Source organism: Pseudomonas karstica (assembly GCF_009707515.1).
GTDB lineage: Bacteria > Pseudomonadota > Gammaproteobacteria > Pseudomonadales > Pseudomonadaceae > Aquipseudomonas > Aquipseudomonas karstica.
Window position 1 is genome coordinate 73,321 of the sequence record NZ_WLYI01000032.1, and the last position, 13,385, is coordinate 86,705.

The following is a 13,385-nucleotide window of genomic DNA, read 5'->3' on the forward strand; positions in this document are numbered from 1 at the left end:
TCCATCCCTTTGCTTTAATCGCGACCAATTCCTATTTACGCCAAGGCCTCTGCGCCGGATAAATATTGTGTCGACTTCACCAACCTTGTTCAGCCACCTCTACGGCACTCACCATTCCTGGCTGCTCAGGCTGTTGCATCGGCGGCTGAACAACGGCTGGGATGCTGCCGACTTGGCCCACGATACGTTTATTCGAGTGCTCAAACGCCCACCGCAGACGGCCGACGAAGTACACGAGCGCTCCTATCTGGCAACCATCGCCCGCGGCCTGTGCATCGACCATTGGCGCCGCCGGCAATTGGAACAAGCCTGGCTGCAAACTCTGGCCGCACGACCCGAAGCCTTACAGCCGTCGCCGGAACAACGGGCAATCATTGTCGAGACCCTGTACGAAGTGGACGCCATGCTGGCGCGCCTGCCCAACAAGGTCAGAGAGGCATTCCTGCTGGCACAGCTACACGGTATGCCCTACAAGCAGATCGCGGCACAGCTTGAGGTGTGTGAGCGCATGGTGAAAAAATACCTGGCCCAGGCCTTGTTGCACTGCGCTGTGCTGGAAGCAGAGCTTGATGGGTTGCTGGTGGAATGAACAACGCCGGCAAGCTCAGTCATGCCAGCCTGCAACAGGCCGCCCAATGGTACGTCCGCCTACAGGATCAGCAACTCTGCGCCCAGGAACAACAACACTGGCAAACCTGGCTGGGGCAAAACCCCGAGCATCGGGCTGCCTGGTGTTATGTGGAGCGCGTCAGCCAGCGCTTTGCGCTACTGGTAGAAGAGTCTCATAGTGCCAGCCGTGCCTTGCGCAGCTCCCGACGCCAGACCCTCAAGACCTTGCTGGTAGTGTGTTCCGGTACCGCATTGGCCTGGGGGGCGTGGCGTAATACAGCCCTGCCACGGCTGGTGGGCGGCTGGAGCGCCGACTACGCCACAGCCAGCGGCGAAACCCGCGAAGCCCTGCTGGCCGATGGCAGTCATCTGTGGCTCAACACCTTGAGCGCTGTGGATGTGCGCTTCAACAGCCATCAACGCCTACTGTATCTGCGCTTCGGCGAGGCGCTGATCGAGACAGCCAAGGAAGAAGGCCGGCCGTTTCTCGTGGAGACGCAACAGGGTCGGATGCGCGCACTGGGTACCCGCTTCAGTGCCTTGCAAGACGGCGACACCACAATGCTCAATGTATTTGAAGGCCGGGTCGAGGTGTGTACCGCCGCCAACCAACAAGTAAGGATCATCGAAGCCGGCCAGCAAGTGACGTTCACTGCCGAGACTTTCCACCATGCAGCACCCGCCTCGGTCAACCACCAGGCCTGGAGCCGTGGCGTGCTGCTGGCCGACAACCTCCCCTTGGGCAAGCTGATTGCCGAGCTCAATCGCTACCGTCCAGGCCACCTGGGGTGTGATCCGGCTGTGGCGCAACTGCCGGTTATGGGCTCGTTCCCTCTCCTGGATAGTGATCGCGCCTTGCACCTGCTGGAGGCCGCCCTGCCCGTCAGCGTGGAAAAGCTCATGCCGTGGTGGGTCATCGTCGGGCCAAAAAAACCATCGGCCTGAAAAAATTCATTCGCCAGTTCCCTTTTCAACAGTTCGTTCGGTTAACCCAGCAGACGCTCTCATATTCGCCGACCGACTTGATCCAAAGGAAACTTCCATGCCGCAACCCGCCCGTTTCGCTTTGCGCCCAGTGGCGCTGGCCATGACTGCCACCCTGCTCTGCCTGGGTCCACTCAACGCGTACTCTGCACCAGAGCGCTCGAGGCAGGAAGCATCGCGCAGCTACAGCATTTCCGCCGGCTCGCTGGTCAGCGTACTGAACAGCTTCGCCGAGCAATCCGGGATTTTCATCGCGGGACATAACAACCTGGCAGCCGGTAAAACCAGCCCGGGCCTCAACGGCAACTACACCCCCGCCAACGGCTTGCAGCGCTTGCTCCAAGGCAGTGGCCTGCAAGCCTTGCCCCAGGGCAACAAGGGTTATGTATTGGAACTGGCGCCCGCCAATACCGGCGCCCTGGAGTTGGGAGCCACCACCATTTCCGGCCAGGGCCTGGGAGCAACCACCGAAGACACGCACGCCTACACCACAGGTTCAATGTCCTCGGCCACCGGTTTGCCCTTGTCGGTGCGCGAGACACCGCAGTCGGTGACCGTCATCACCCGCCAGCAAATGGACGACCAGGGTTCCAACAACATCGCCGACACCCTGCGCCGCGCTCCCGGCGTCAGTGTGCAGAACTACGACAGCGAGCGCTGGGAGTTTTCCAGCCGAGGCCTGCCAATCACCAACTTCCAGTACGACGGCGTCAACTCCACCTATGACGGCGTGTATGACTACGGCACCACCAGCACTGACATGGCAGCCTACGACCACTTGGAGATCATCAAGGGCTCCTCGGGGTTGTTGACAGGCTCCGGTGACCCCTCGGCCACCGTCAACCTGATTCGTAAAAAACCCACCAAGGATTTCCAGGCTTCGGTGACCGGCACCGTCGGTTCCTGGGATAACTACCGCACCGAAGGCGATATTTCCGGACCGCTGACCGAGTCCGGGAATCTGCGTGGGCGCTTCGTCGGCGTTTATCAGGACCGACAGTCCTACCTCGATCACTACCAAAACACCAAAGACATCGCCTACGGCATCCTTGAAGCCGACCTGACACCGGATACCCTCCTGACCTTTGGTATCGACCAGCAAGACACCCGATCCCGAGGCGCCAGTTGGACTGGTTTCCCGATGTATTTCAGCAACGGCGCACGGACAAATTTCTCACGCTCGTTCAATCCAGCCGCCGACTGGAGCCGTCGCGACTTCCAGAACCAGACGATCTTCGCCTCCGTACAGCAACAGTTGGCCAACGACTGGTCGCTGAAAGTCAGCCTGGACCGCAAGCGCAGCCAACATGACACCCTGCTCGCCTCCGCCAGCGGCGGCAACCCGGACCAGGCCACGGGCGACGGCATGTACATGTTCATGGGCAAATACAAGGGTGACCAGGCCCAGAGCACCCTGGACATCAACCTCAACGGCCCGTTCAGCCTGTTCGGCCGCGAACATGAGTTGATCATGGGTTTTATGGCCACTCGGTCAAAACAGGACATACCGGTGTATGGTTCGATCTACCCGGCGGTGGGCGGCAGTATTTATGACTGGCGTGGCGAGTATGCCAAGCCGGATATTCCCCGTAGCGGCCAGAACGACATCGTCCAGCGCCAAACAGGCGCGTACTTGGCCACCCGCCTGAAGCCCACTGACGACCTGTCGGTGATCCTCGGCGCCCGGGTCAGCAATTTCAGCGGGACCGACAGCACCGATTTCTATGACCCCACCAAGGCCGACAACCACACGACTTACCGCCAGAGCGGTGTTGTCACACCCTACGCCGGTATCGTCTACGACCTCAATGGTACCTGGTCGGTCTACACCAGCTACACCAAGATCTACGCGCCACAGTCGAGCAAGGACGCCAATGGCAAGTTGCTCGACCCGGTCGAAGGTGACACCTACGAAGCCGGGCTCAAGGCGGCTTTTTTCGATGGCCGCCTGAATGCCAGCTTCGCAGCCTTCCGCATCGAACAGGACAACGTCGCCCAGTACGTTTCCGGGTTTGAAACCGACTCGATCTATCGCCCGATAGCCGGCGCCACCACCCAGGGCTTCGAAGTGGAACTGGCCGGTGAAGTGCTGGATGGCTGGAATGTTTCGGCAGGCTATACCTACCAGCACACCCGCGACGCCAATGACGACTACGTCTACAGCTCAGTATTGCAAACCACCACGCCGCAGCAAGTGGTGCGCCTGTTCAACGCCTATCGGCTGCCAGGGGCCCTGGAGAACCTGACGCTGGGCGCCGGGGTCAACTGGCAGAGCGAATTCTTCGGCAATGTGTTTCAACCTGATCCCGCTGATACAGTCAATTTCGGCCATAACGCCCGTATCACCCAGGACAGCTATTACCTGGTGGACTTGATGGCGCGCTACCGTTTCAGCGAGCACCTGAGCACGACGCTGAACGTGAAAAATCTGTTCGACAAAAAGTACTACACGGGCCTGGGCAACTTTGGCACCGGTTTCTATGGCGAACCGCGCAGCTTGCAACTGGCCACCAAATGGGACTTCTGATCTGAGACCTGTGGCGACTCAGCACAGCACTGTGTAATGATCCCGCTCGGTCTTGCTTGAGAGGGAGTCACAGACATGTCGCTGAACGCCACGGATCACCTTTCGCGCTCGCCGCTTTTCTGGCGCGACGACAACCTGCCGTTTATCGAGGCACGCACCATCGCCGATGGCCGTAAGGTCTGCTACAGCCGCCACTCCCACGAACATTTTTCCATCGGCGCGATAACCTCCGGGCAAAGCCTGTATATACACGGCCAGGAGACTTTCCAGATCAGCGCCGGCACCGTGGTGTTGATGAACCCTGGCGATGTTCACGCCTGCAACCCCATCGACGACCAGCCCTGGTCCTATCATATGTTGTACATCGACACGCCTTGGCTGACCGATTTGCAGCACCAATTAGGTTTCAGTACCGACCTGGGTTTTCGCCCCTTCACCACCACCCACACGCAAGACGATATGCTGTACACCGGCCTGCTCGAGCTGTATCAGCTACTGGTGGATGCGCAGGCTGAACACCTGCAAAAGCAGAGCGCCATAGTGAGTTTCTTCACTGAGGTGCAACTGCGCCTGAACCCGGCGACGACGGTGGTGCGGGAGGTCAATCGCAAGCTGGAACGAGCGGCCGAATACATTCGCGAACACTGCACCGAAGCCTTGAAGCTGGAAGAGATCTGCCTGGCTGCGCAGTTGTCGCCGTCGTACCTGATCCGCGCATTCAAGCAGTACTACGGCATGACGCCCCATGCATTCCTGCTCAACCGGCGTATCCAGTTTGCTCGCGCGCAATTGCGCAGCGGCGAGTTGATTGCCGATGTGGCGCTGGCGGCCGGCTTTGCGGATCAGGCGCACTTCCAGCGCACCTTCAAACAACATTTCGCCGCGACGCCTGGGCAATATCGAGGCTGACTCAAGCGAGCAGCAAATACCCCACGCTGGCCACCAGCAACGCAGCCATCGACCGATTGAACAGGCGTACGCCCTGGGGATTGTTCAGGTAGCGCCGCAAGAACGTCCCGGCGTAAGCCCAGCACGCCACCGAAAGGTAGCAAATGACCAAATAGATCAGCGCAAACAGCCAAACCTGCTTCCCGTCGCCATCGGCCACAAACAGCCCCATCCCCGCCACACAGGCCAACCACGCTTTTGGATTGAGCCACTGCATGACCGCACCGTAGAGCATCGACGGTGCAGCCGCCGTCCCTTCAGACTCCAGCCGCCCACCGTCGACGGCCAACTTGTAAGCCATGTACAACAGGAACGCCACGCCACCCCATTGAATCAGCTGGGTCAGCAGCGGCCAGCGCAGCAGCAACTCGTGCAGTCCAAGGCCGATCAGCACCAGCAATAAGGTGAACCCGAGGGCGGCCCCGGCCACATGCTTTTGGCTGGCCCCAAAGCCAAAACGGGCCCCTGAACTCAAGGCCACGACGTTCACCGGCCCCGGGGTGATGGAGGTGGCCAGGGCGAAGGCGGCCATGGAAATAATCAAGCTCATTGCGGTTCCCTTTTGTTCTGACGAATGACTAAGGGAGCACGATAGAGCGCAGCCTGAATGGCGTATTGAAGAAAATGCCCCCTACTCCCCAGTCATCCGCTCCAGGCTGTTGCTCAAATGCAGCAGCATCGCCGCCCTGGCCGCGTCCGGGTCCTGGCGGCGGATCGCTTTCAAGATAGCCTCGTGCTCCAGGTTCGCCAATTGCCCCAACTTCATCAGGTCCGCGTCGCCCCGCTCCTGGGCGTTGATCCGTGTGCGCGGGATCACCGAGTTGCCAAGGTGATAGATGACATCGGTGAAACAGGTATTACCTGTGGCTTGGGCGATCAGTTGATGGAAGCGCGCGTCGGGCTCGACGCTGCTGTCGTTATTGGCCAACAGGTCCTGATAGTCGTCCAGAGCCCGACGCATCTGTTGCAACTGTTCATCGGTACGGCGCAGGGCGGCCAGGGCGGCGGCCTGGGTTTCCAGGCCCATGCGCAATTCCAGGATGCTGCGCACGCTGGTGGCCGTATCGTGGCTCAGGTGCAAGCCATGACGCTCGTCCCGTGCCAATACGAAGGTGCCTACACCGTGACGGGTTTCCACCAGCCCCGCGGCCTGCAATTTGGAAATTGCCTCACGCACCACCGTGCGACTCACGCCGTACTCACCAACGATGGCCGACTCCGACGGCAACTTTTCACCGGGCACCATCTGCCCCAGGAGAATGCGCTGGGTCAGCGCAGTGACGATGTCGTGGGCCAAGCCTGGGGTGCGTTTGCGCAAGGGCACAGTGCTGTCGTTTTGCATCGGGTTTTCCATTCAGGGGAGCCCGACAATACTAGCATCCTCAAGCGCCTGAGACAGCCAGCAAACTTGTATGACAACAAACAGGAGTTCTTCTTCAAAGGTATGCCAGAGTCATTTTTTACGAGAATCTAGCCTATCAATCACAAAAGCCAAATCACCGAAAAATAACAGTAATCATTGGGAATAAGCTAAATAGACCCGTAGGAAAGCCCATACCAGCAGCCGCAATGTTTCAAAACATGATTGCAGAATTTAAAAATCAAGTTGTATGATGTCTATCAAGTTGCCAGGCATCTCTGGCAACTGACATATCCCCGCACAACAATAATCAGTGGGAGTTTTTCCTCGTGAACCCTTCAAGCCCTGCGACAGCTGCGCCCGCCATAGACCCGGTTCTGGCTCGCGCCATCAAGAAGGTGAAGAGCCATGTGCTCCCCCTCTTCGTGATCATGTTCATCGTCAACTACATCGACCGCGTCAACATCGGTTTTGTCCGTACCCATATGGAACATGACCTGGGCATCGGCGCCGCGGCCTATGGCTTTGGTGCCGGGTTGTTTTTCATCGGTTACGCGCTGTTCGAAGTGCCCTCCAACATGCTCCTGCAAAAAGTCGGCGCACGTATCTGGCTCACACGAATAATGTTCACCTGGGGCATCACCGCCACGCTGATGGCGTTCATCCAGAACGAAACCCACTTCTACATCCTGCGTTTTCTGCTGGGGGTTGCCGAAGCCGGCTTTTTCCCCGGTGTGATCTACTATTTCACCCGCTGGTTGCCCGGCGTCGAACGTGGCAAGGCCATTGCCATCTTCCTCAGTGGCTCCGCCATCGCCTCGTTGATTTCCGGGCCGCTTTCCGGCCTGCTGCTACAAATCACTGGGTTGGGCCTGCACGGCTGGCAGTGGATGTACATTATCGAAGGCATGGCCTCGGTATTCCTGTGCTTTTTTGTATGGTTCTGGCTGGACTCAAACCCCCACGACGCCAAATGGATGAGCCGCGAAGAGCAGGATGCGCTGGTCAATGAAATCGAGCGCGAACAGCGCGAGCGTGACGCCGCCAACACGGTCAAGCCGACCTTGGGCAAGCTGCTCAAGGATCGCCAGATCATGCTGTTCTGCGCCCTGTATTTCTGCATCCAGTTGACCATCTACGCCGCCACGTTCTGGCTGCCGAGCATCATCAAGAAAATGGGCGACCTGAGCGACATCCAGGTGGGCTTCTACAATTCGATCCCCTGGCTGATTTCGATCATCGCCATGTACGCCTTCGCGTCCCTGGCCGGCAAATTCAAATTCCAGCAAGCCTGGGTCGCCACCGCGCTGTTGATTGCTGCTGCCGGCATGTTCCTCTCCACCACCGGCGGGCCGGTCTTTGCCTTTGCTGCCATCTGTTTTGCCGCCATTGGCTTCAAGTCGGCGTCCTCGCTGTTCTGGCCGATTCCCCAGGGCTATCTGGACGCACGTATCGCAGCGGCGGTGATCGCGCTGATCAATTCCATCGGCAACCTCGGAGGGTTTGTCGCGCCGACCACGTTCGGCTTCCTGGAGCAGACCACCGGTTCGATCCAGGGCGGATTGTATGGCCTGGCCGGCACGTCGATCCTGGCGGCAATCCTGGTGTTTTTCGCCAAGACATTGCCAAGCCCAACCGCCACCAGCGTGCTGCAACCCGCCCCCGTCTTGAGCAAATAAGGAAGCCCTGCCATGAATGCAGAACACCAGCACCACGCCAGCAACGCTCCGATTGTCACCCATCTGGAGGTTATTCCAGTGGCCGGGCATGACAGCATGCTGCTCAATCTCAGCGGCGCCCATGGCCCGTTCTTCACCCGTAATATCGTGATTCTCAAGGACAGCGCCGGGCATATCGGCGTCGGCGAAGTACCCGGTGGCGAACGTATTCGTGAAACCCTGGAGGATGCCCGCAGCCTGGTGATCGGCAAACCCATCGGCCAGTACCAGAGCATCCTCAATGCCATGCGTCGCACCTTTGCCGCCCGGGACAGCGCCGGTCGAGGACTGCAGACGTTTGACCTGCGCATCACCATCCACGCCGTCACTGCCATGGAGGCGGCGCTGCTGGATTTGCTCGGCCAGTTCCTGGAGGTCCCGGTGGCGGCGCTGCTCGGTGAAGGCCAGCAACGAGACGCGGTGAAGATGCTCGGCTACCTGTTCTACATCGGTGACCGCCAGCAAACCGATTTGGCTTATCGCAGTGAAGGCGATGCCGATGACTGGTTCCGCTTGCGTCACGAGCCAGCCATGACGCCCGAGGCGATCGTGCGCCTGGCGCAGGCCGCCAAAGCCCGATATGGCTTCAACGATTTCAAACTCAAAGGCGGTGTGCTGCGCGGCGCCGAAGAGATCGAAGCGGTTACCGCCCTGGCGGAACACTTCCCCGAAGCCCGGATCACCCTCGACCCGAACGGAGCCTGGTCACTGAAAGAAGCCATCTCCCTGTGCCGAGACCAGCACCACGTCCTGGCCTATGCCGAAGACCCTTGCGGCGCGGAAAACGGCTATTCAGGGCGCGAGGTCATGGCCGAGTTCCGTCGTGCCACAGGGCTGCCCACCGCCACCAACATGATCGCCACCGACTGGCGGGAAATGGGTCACGCTATCCAATTGCAGTCGGTGGACATTCCCCTGGCCGACCCCCACTTCTGGACGATGCAAGGCTCCGTCCGCGTGGCGCAGATGTGTCACGAATGGGGCCTGACCTGGGGCTCACACTCCAACAATCACTTCGATATTTCCCTGGCCATGTTTACCCAGGTGGCCGCCGCCGCGCCGGGGGACATCACGGCGATCGATACCCATTGGATCTGGCAGGACGGCCAGTGCCTGACCAAGGCGCCCCTGCAGATTGTCGACGGCCATATCCAGGTGCCCGCCAAACCGGGTTTGGGCGTAGATATCGACATGGATGCAGTGGCCCACGCCCACGAACTGTACAAAGGCATGGGCCTGGGAGCCCGCAACGACAGTGTCGCCATGCAGTTCCTGATTCCCGGCTGGAGCTTTGATAACAAACGCCCCTGCCTGGTGCGCTGAACGACTCAAGCGCCGGCCTTAGCCAGAATCAATGTAAAGTGCGTGCCGGTTCCGGCGCGTACGCCCTCTCCCACGGCCAGTGCCACAGAACCTGCAGCAATAGCCGCGTCACCGCAGGCAAACACCCCGGGAACGCTGGTTTGGCGAATCTCGCTGGTCTGGATATACGACCCCATGGGCCCTTCGGCGAACTCACAACCCAACTGCTCGGCCAACGGGCTGGCCATCCGAGTCCGGGGCATGGTGAACAGGCCATCCAGGGCGATCACACGGCCGTCAGCCAACTCTATATCAGCTCGCTCACCAAACAGGCGTACCACCGCCGCACTTTCCACGGTGACCCCGCGCCGATCCAACTGTGCCTGTTGCTCGGTATCCGGCACAAATACTCCGTTGGTGAACAGAGTCGTGGTGCCCCAATCCGGCAGCATCAACGCGTGATGCATCGACAACGGTGAAGTCGCCAGCACGCCAATACGCCCTTGATCCAGTTCATACCCATGGCAATAAGGGCAATGGAACACACGCTTGCCCCAACGCTCCATCAACCCTTCAATCTTTGGCAACTCGTCCACGACACCGGTAGCGAGAATCACCCGCAAGCTTTTGAATTCGCCGTTGTGCTGGGTGCGGAGGGTGAAATGATCCTGTTCCTGGCGGGCCTGAATGGCGCTGTCATGCACCCACGTGACTGTCGGGTACTCCATCAATTGCGCCCGCCCTTGCGCCACAATATCCTCTGGCGCCTCGCCGTCCTGGCCGAGGAAGCCATGGGACGTCGCCGCAAAACGGTTACGCCGATATCCCGCGTCCACCACCAGGACCTTGCGACGTGCCCGGGCCAACTGCAGGCCCGCGGACAAACCGGCATAGCTGCCACCCACGATAATGACGTCGTACATCATGAGAATGATCTCGCTGGTTACGCTCAGAGTATCTGGGCGCTTTCACGGCACACCATAAGTTACATGAAATTAATGCGTCAAGGGTCTCGCAACTCCAATCGTTACGAACGATACTTTCAGCTCACTCCCGCCGAGACATGCAATGAGAAACGACACCCGCCTTTCGCGCATGCTCCATGTGTTGATCCATATGGGTCGACATGAAGAACGCGCCACGTCGCAGACCATCGCGCAAATGCTCGGCACCAACCCGGTAGTGGTACGGCGCACCCTGGGCCTGCTTAAGGAAAAGGGCTACGTGCGTTCGGAAAAAGGACACCAGGGTGGCTGGGCCCTCGGTAAATCCTTGAGCGACATCACCCTGCTAGACATCCACAACGCCCTCGGCACGTCGTCGATCTTTGCCGTCGGCCTGTCCACCGACCACCCACAGTGCCTCGTGGAACAGGCGGTCAACGCCGCGCTGACCCAGGCCTTTGATGATGCCCAGGCGTTGCTGTTGGAGCGTTTGGGGAATGTGACGCTGGCGCAGTTGGCGGAGGATTTTGATGAACGCTATCGGGGGGTGATGCCTACGCAAAGCCACCCTTGAGCAACCGCAGTTCCAGGTACTGCAACAACATGATTGTCTTGCCGTCGATAATGGTGCCGTCGGCGACTTGCGCAAGCGCCTCCTCAAACCCCAGCTCCAGTACCTCGATATCCTCGCCCTCTTCTTCCAGCCCCCCACCCTCGCCAACCCGGTTTGCCGGCAGGTATTCACCGATAAAGAAATGAATTCGCTCGGTCACCGAGCCCGGGCTCATGAAGGCCGAGTAAACTTTCTCGACATGACTGACTCGGTAGCCGGTCTCTTCCTCGGCTTCCAGGCGAATACGTTCCTCGGGGCTGGCGTTGTCCAGCAAACCGGCGGCTGACTCGATCAAATAGCCGTCGTGACCATTGACGAAGGCCGGCATGCGGAACTGGCGGATCAGCAGCACCGTGCGCTGCTCACGGTTGTACAACAGGATCGTCGCGCCATTGCCACGGTCATAGACCTCACGGGTCTGGGCTTGCCAGGTGCCGTCGCGGCGGCGCAGGTCGAAACTGTATTTCTTGAGCACATACCAGTTGTCGGAGAGCGTCTCTAGAGCAGTGATGCGAACGGGGCTATTGTCCATGGGCAGGCCTTGGGTCGTGGGGAATGGAGCATGTCGTCCCTGTGCGAGCATCGTCAAGTCAAGCCAGGCGCTGGATAACCTGATGAGCGCCCAATCGTCACCTCAAGTAGCCGGGCCGGCACACACTTCTTCCACAAGCCCCGCCGGCGACTCGTAAAGCCGAATTCCGCACCGTTTTCACCAATACCTGTCAAGCCCAACCCCGCGCCATGCTGGCGCTCAGGAGAGATTGGTCAAATATTAACCTCGTATTAAATGGCCATCCCTGCCGGGCTCTGACAGGGTTATCCACAGAGATACCCACGGTTTTCGTGGACAACTCTTTTCAGCTTTTTCTGATGTTTTTTATTCCGGGAACGTCCCTGGCAGCAAAATATCCCGCGTGACCTTGCGAATATCGTTATACCCACACAACGCCATAGACACATCCAGTTCCCGGGCAATGATATCCAGCGCCTTGGTAACACCCGCCTCACCCATCGCCCCCAAACCGTACAGGTGCGGCCTGCCAATCATCGTGCCCCGGGCCCCAAGCGCCACCGCCTTGAGCACATCCTGACCACTGCGAATGCCGCCATCGAGCCACACCTCAATACGCTCACCCACCGCATCGACGATGGCCGGCAACTGGCTGATGCTCGACGGCGCACCGTCCAGCTGGCGTCCGCCATGGTTGCTGACCACCAAGGCATCGGCCCCGGAATCTGCTGCCAGCCGCGCGTCTTCCACATCCAGAATACCCTTGATGATCAACTTGCCGCCCCAGCAGCGCTTGATCCATTCCACATCGGCCCAACTCAGGCGCGGGTCGAATTGCTGCGCGGTCCAGGACGACAAGGAACTCATGTCGGCCACACCCTTGACGTGGCCGACAATATTGCCGAAACCCCGCCGCTTGGTGCCAAGCATGCCCATGGCCCAACGTGGCTTGGTCATGATGTTCAGCACATTGGGCAAGGTGAGCCTGGGCGGCGCCGACAAGCCGTTAATCAAGTCCTTGTGCCGTTGCCCGAGGATTTGCAGGTCCAGCGTCAACACCAGGGCATCGACCCCGGCAGCCTTGGCCCGCTCGATCAATTGCTCGATAAAGGCGCGATCACGCATCACATACAACTGAAACCAGAAGGGCTTGCCGACGTGTTCGGCAATGTCCTCCAGGGAGCAAATGCTCATGGTCGACAAGGTATAACGCAGGCCAAACGCAGCCGCAGCCCGGGCGGTGAGAATCTCGCCATCGGCGTGCTGCATGCCGGCCAGGCCGGTAGGTGCCAGCGCCACGGGCATGGCCATATCCTGGCCGAGCATCGGTGCGCGGATCGAACGCTCGTCGATATTGCGTGCCACCCGCTGGCGGAACTTGATCCGGGCAAAATCCGTTTCATTGGCGCGGTAAGTACTTTCGGTCCAGGACCCGGAATCGGCATAGTCGTAGAACATTCGCGGTACGCGTTTGTGTGCCAGCTTGCGCAAGTCTTCGATCGTTGTGATCAACCCCATCAGTATTACCTCTCCCTGAACCCGAGAAAAAAGAACCGCAACAGAGAGTAACCGCCTCATGGAAGCGGTGGCGAGCGGCTGTGCAAGAACTTCGGATTTTATCGGGCCAACAGCCTGCTTGAATGCAAGACAGGCGCCCTGGGGCATATCCGTTGCTGCGGTCACGGCTGCGTAGGGTTCCGCCCTTACGGCGGGTCACTTTGAAAAGCCCAAAGTAACCAAAGGCTCTTGCCCCACCACTTGGCACCTCGCTCAGGCTCGGTGTGCCCGTACTCCGACATTGCTCCGTGGGGCCGCCGCAATGGGCCATCCCTGGCCCAGTGCGGCTAAACCGGCGTCCTGCCGGTTTAC

Annotated in this window: 12 protein-coding genes; 7 read left to right on the forward strand and 5 right to left on the reverse strand. The window is 59.5% G+C overall.

All coding sequences use genetic code 11. From position 1 onward, the window contains the following. Nucleotides 1–58 precede the first annotated feature (58 nt). The 4 genes from GIR22_RS21105 (at nucleotide 59) to GIR22_RS21120 (ending at nucleotide 5,029) form a co-directional block, all read left to right on the forward strand. A complete protein-coding gene (locus tag GIR22_RS21105; RefSeq protein ID WP_178122391.1) occupies nucleotides 59–589 on the forward strand; it encodes a sigma-70 family RNA polymerase sigma factor in 531 nt (176 codons plus the stop codon). Further along, a complete protein-coding gene (locus GIR22_RS21110) occupies nucleotides 586–1,554 on the forward strand; it encodes a FecR domain-containing protein (protein ID WP_154745208.1) in 969 nt (322 codons plus the stop codon). The genes GIR22_RS21105 and GIR22_RS21110 overlap by 4 nt, the downstream gene beginning before the upstream one ends. 97 nt (nucleotides 1,555–1,651) lie before the next feature. Further along, nucleotides 1,652–4,120: a TonB-dependent siderophore receptor gene (locus GIR22_RS21115; protein ID WP_154745209.1), complete on the forward strand. Its 2,469-nt coding sequence runs from the start codon at nucleotides 1,652–1,654 to the stop codon at nucleotides 4,118–4,120. A 75-nt stretch (nucleotides 4,121–4,195) separates the two neighbouring features. Then, the gene (locus tag GIR22_RS21120; RefSeq protein ID WP_154745210.1) at nucleotides 4,196–5,029 is read left to right on the forward strand and encodes an AraC family transcriptional regulator; all 834 of its coding nucleotides are present in this window, start codon (nucleotides 4,196–4,198) and stop codon (nucleotides 5,027–5,029) included. 1 nt (nucleotide 5,030) lies between these two features. On the opposite strand, the gene GIR22_RS21125 is transcribed toward GIR22_RS21120, so the two are convergent. Both GIR22_RS21125 and GIR22_RS21130 read right to left on the reverse strand, forming a co-directional pair. After that, entirely contained in the window at nucleotides 5,031–5,618 is a 588-nt protein-coding gene (locus tag GIR22_RS21125; RefSeq protein WP_154745211.1) for a LysE family translocator, read from the reverse strand. A gap of 81 nt (nucleotides 5,619–5,699) precedes the next feature. Further along, nucleotides 5,700–6,410, reverse strand: coding sequence for a FadR/GntR family transcriptional regulator (locus GIR22_RS21130; RefSeq protein WP_154745212.1), 711 nt, complete (start codon nucleotides 6,408–6,410; stop codon nucleotides 5,700–5,702). A 347-nt stretch (nucleotides 6,411–6,757) separates the two neighbouring features. Between GIR22_RS21130 and GIR22_RS21135 the strand changes: the two genes are divergently transcribed. Both GIR22_RS21135 and gudD read left to right on the forward strand, forming a co-directional pair. Next, the gene (locus GIR22_RS21135) at nucleotides 6,758–8,107 is read left to right on the forward strand and encodes an MFS transporter (RefSeq protein WP_178122386.1); all 1,350 of its coding nucleotides are present in this window, start codon (nucleotides 6,758–6,760) and stop codon (nucleotides 8,105–8,107) included. Between the two features lie 12 nt (nucleotides 8,108–8,119). Next, nucleotides 8,120–9,469, forward strand: coding sequence for a glucarate dehydratase (gene gudD / locus GIR22_RS21140; protein WP_154745213.1), 1,350 nt, complete (start codon nucleotides 8,120–8,122; stop codon nucleotides 9,467–9,469). Nucleotides 9,470–9,474: 5 nt separating this feature from the next. Here gudD and GIR22_RS21145 read toward each other — a convergent pair whose 3' ends face one another. Then, nucleotides 9,475–10,374, reverse strand: a complete 900-nt coding sequence (locus GIR22_RS21145; RefSeq protein ID WP_154745214.1) for an NAD(P)/FAD-dependent oxidoreductase — start codon at nucleotides 10,372–10,374, stop codon at nucleotides 9,475–9,477. A 142-nt stretch (nucleotides 10,375–10,516) separates the two neighbouring features. Between GIR22_RS21145 and GIR22_RS21150 the strand changes: the two genes are divergently transcribed. Continuing rightward, complete coding sequence (locus GIR22_RS21150) at nucleotides 10,517–10,966, forward strand: Rrf2 family transcriptional regulator (RefSeq protein WP_154745215.1); 450 nt, start codon at nucleotides 10,517–10,519, stop codon at nucleotides 10,964–10,966. Here the strand turns inward: GIR22_RS21150 and GIR22_RS21155 are convergent. Together GIR22_RS21155 and GIR22_RS21160 are read right to left on the reverse strand one after the other, a co-directional pair. Continuing rightward, entirely contained in the window at nucleotides 10,947–11,537 is a 591-nt protein-coding gene (locus GIR22_RS21155; RefSeq protein WP_154745216.1) for an NUDIX domain-containing protein, read from the reverse strand. The genes GIR22_RS21150 and GIR22_RS21155 overlap by 20 nt on opposite strands. Nucleotides 11,538–11,882: 345 nt before the next feature. Continuing rightward, nucleotides 11,883–13,034, reverse strand: coding sequence for an alpha-hydroxy acid oxidase (locus GIR22_RS21160; RefSeq protein WP_154745217.1), 1,152 nt, complete (start codon nucleotides 13,032–13,034; stop codon nucleotides 11,883–11,885). Between the last annotated feature and the right edge of the window lie 351 nt (nucleotides 13,035–13,385).

Bases quoted from the DNA above. Each gene is read 5' to 3' on its own strand.
- GIR22_RS21130 (WP_154745212.1), bottom strand. From the start codon at position 6,410: ATGCAAAACGACAGCACTGTGCCCTTGCGCAAACGCACCCCAGGCTTG.
- GIR22_RS21155 (WP_154745216.1), bottom strand. From the start codon at position 11,537: ATGGACAATAGCCCCGTTCGCATCACTGCTCTAGAGACGCTCTCCGAC.
- GIR22_RS21110 (WP_154745208.1), top strand. From the start codon at position 586: ATGAACAACGCCGGCAAGCTCAGTCATGCCAGCCTGCAACAGGCCGCC.
- gudD (WP_154745213.1), top strand. From the start codon at position 8,120: ATGAATGCAGAACACCAGCACCACGCCAGCAACGCTCCGATTGTCACC.
- GIR22_RS21160 (WP_154745217.1), bottom strand. From the start codon at position 13,034: ATGGGGTTGATCACAACGATCGAAGACTTGCGCAAGCTGGCACACAAA.
- GIR22_RS21115 (WP_154745209.1), top strand. From the start codon at position 1,652: ATGCCGCAACCCGCCCGTTTCGCTTTGCGCCCAGTGGCGCTGGCCATG.
- GIR22_RS21150 (WP_154745215.1), top strand. From the start codon at position 10,517: ATGAGAAACGACACCCGCCTTTCGCGCATGCTCCATGTGTTGATCCAT.
- GIR22_RS21125 (WP_154745211.1), bottom strand. From the start codon at position 5,618: ATGAGCTTGATTATTTCCATGGCCGCCTTCGCCCTGGCCACCTCCATC.
- GIR22_RS21120 (WP_154745210.1), top strand. From the start codon at position 4,196: ATGTCGCTGAACGCCACGGATCACCTTTCGCGCTCGCCGCTTTTCTGG.
- GIR22_RS21145 (WP_154745214.1), bottom strand. From the start codon at position 10,374: ATGATGTACGACGTCATTATCGTGGGTGGCAGCTATGCCGGTTTGTCC.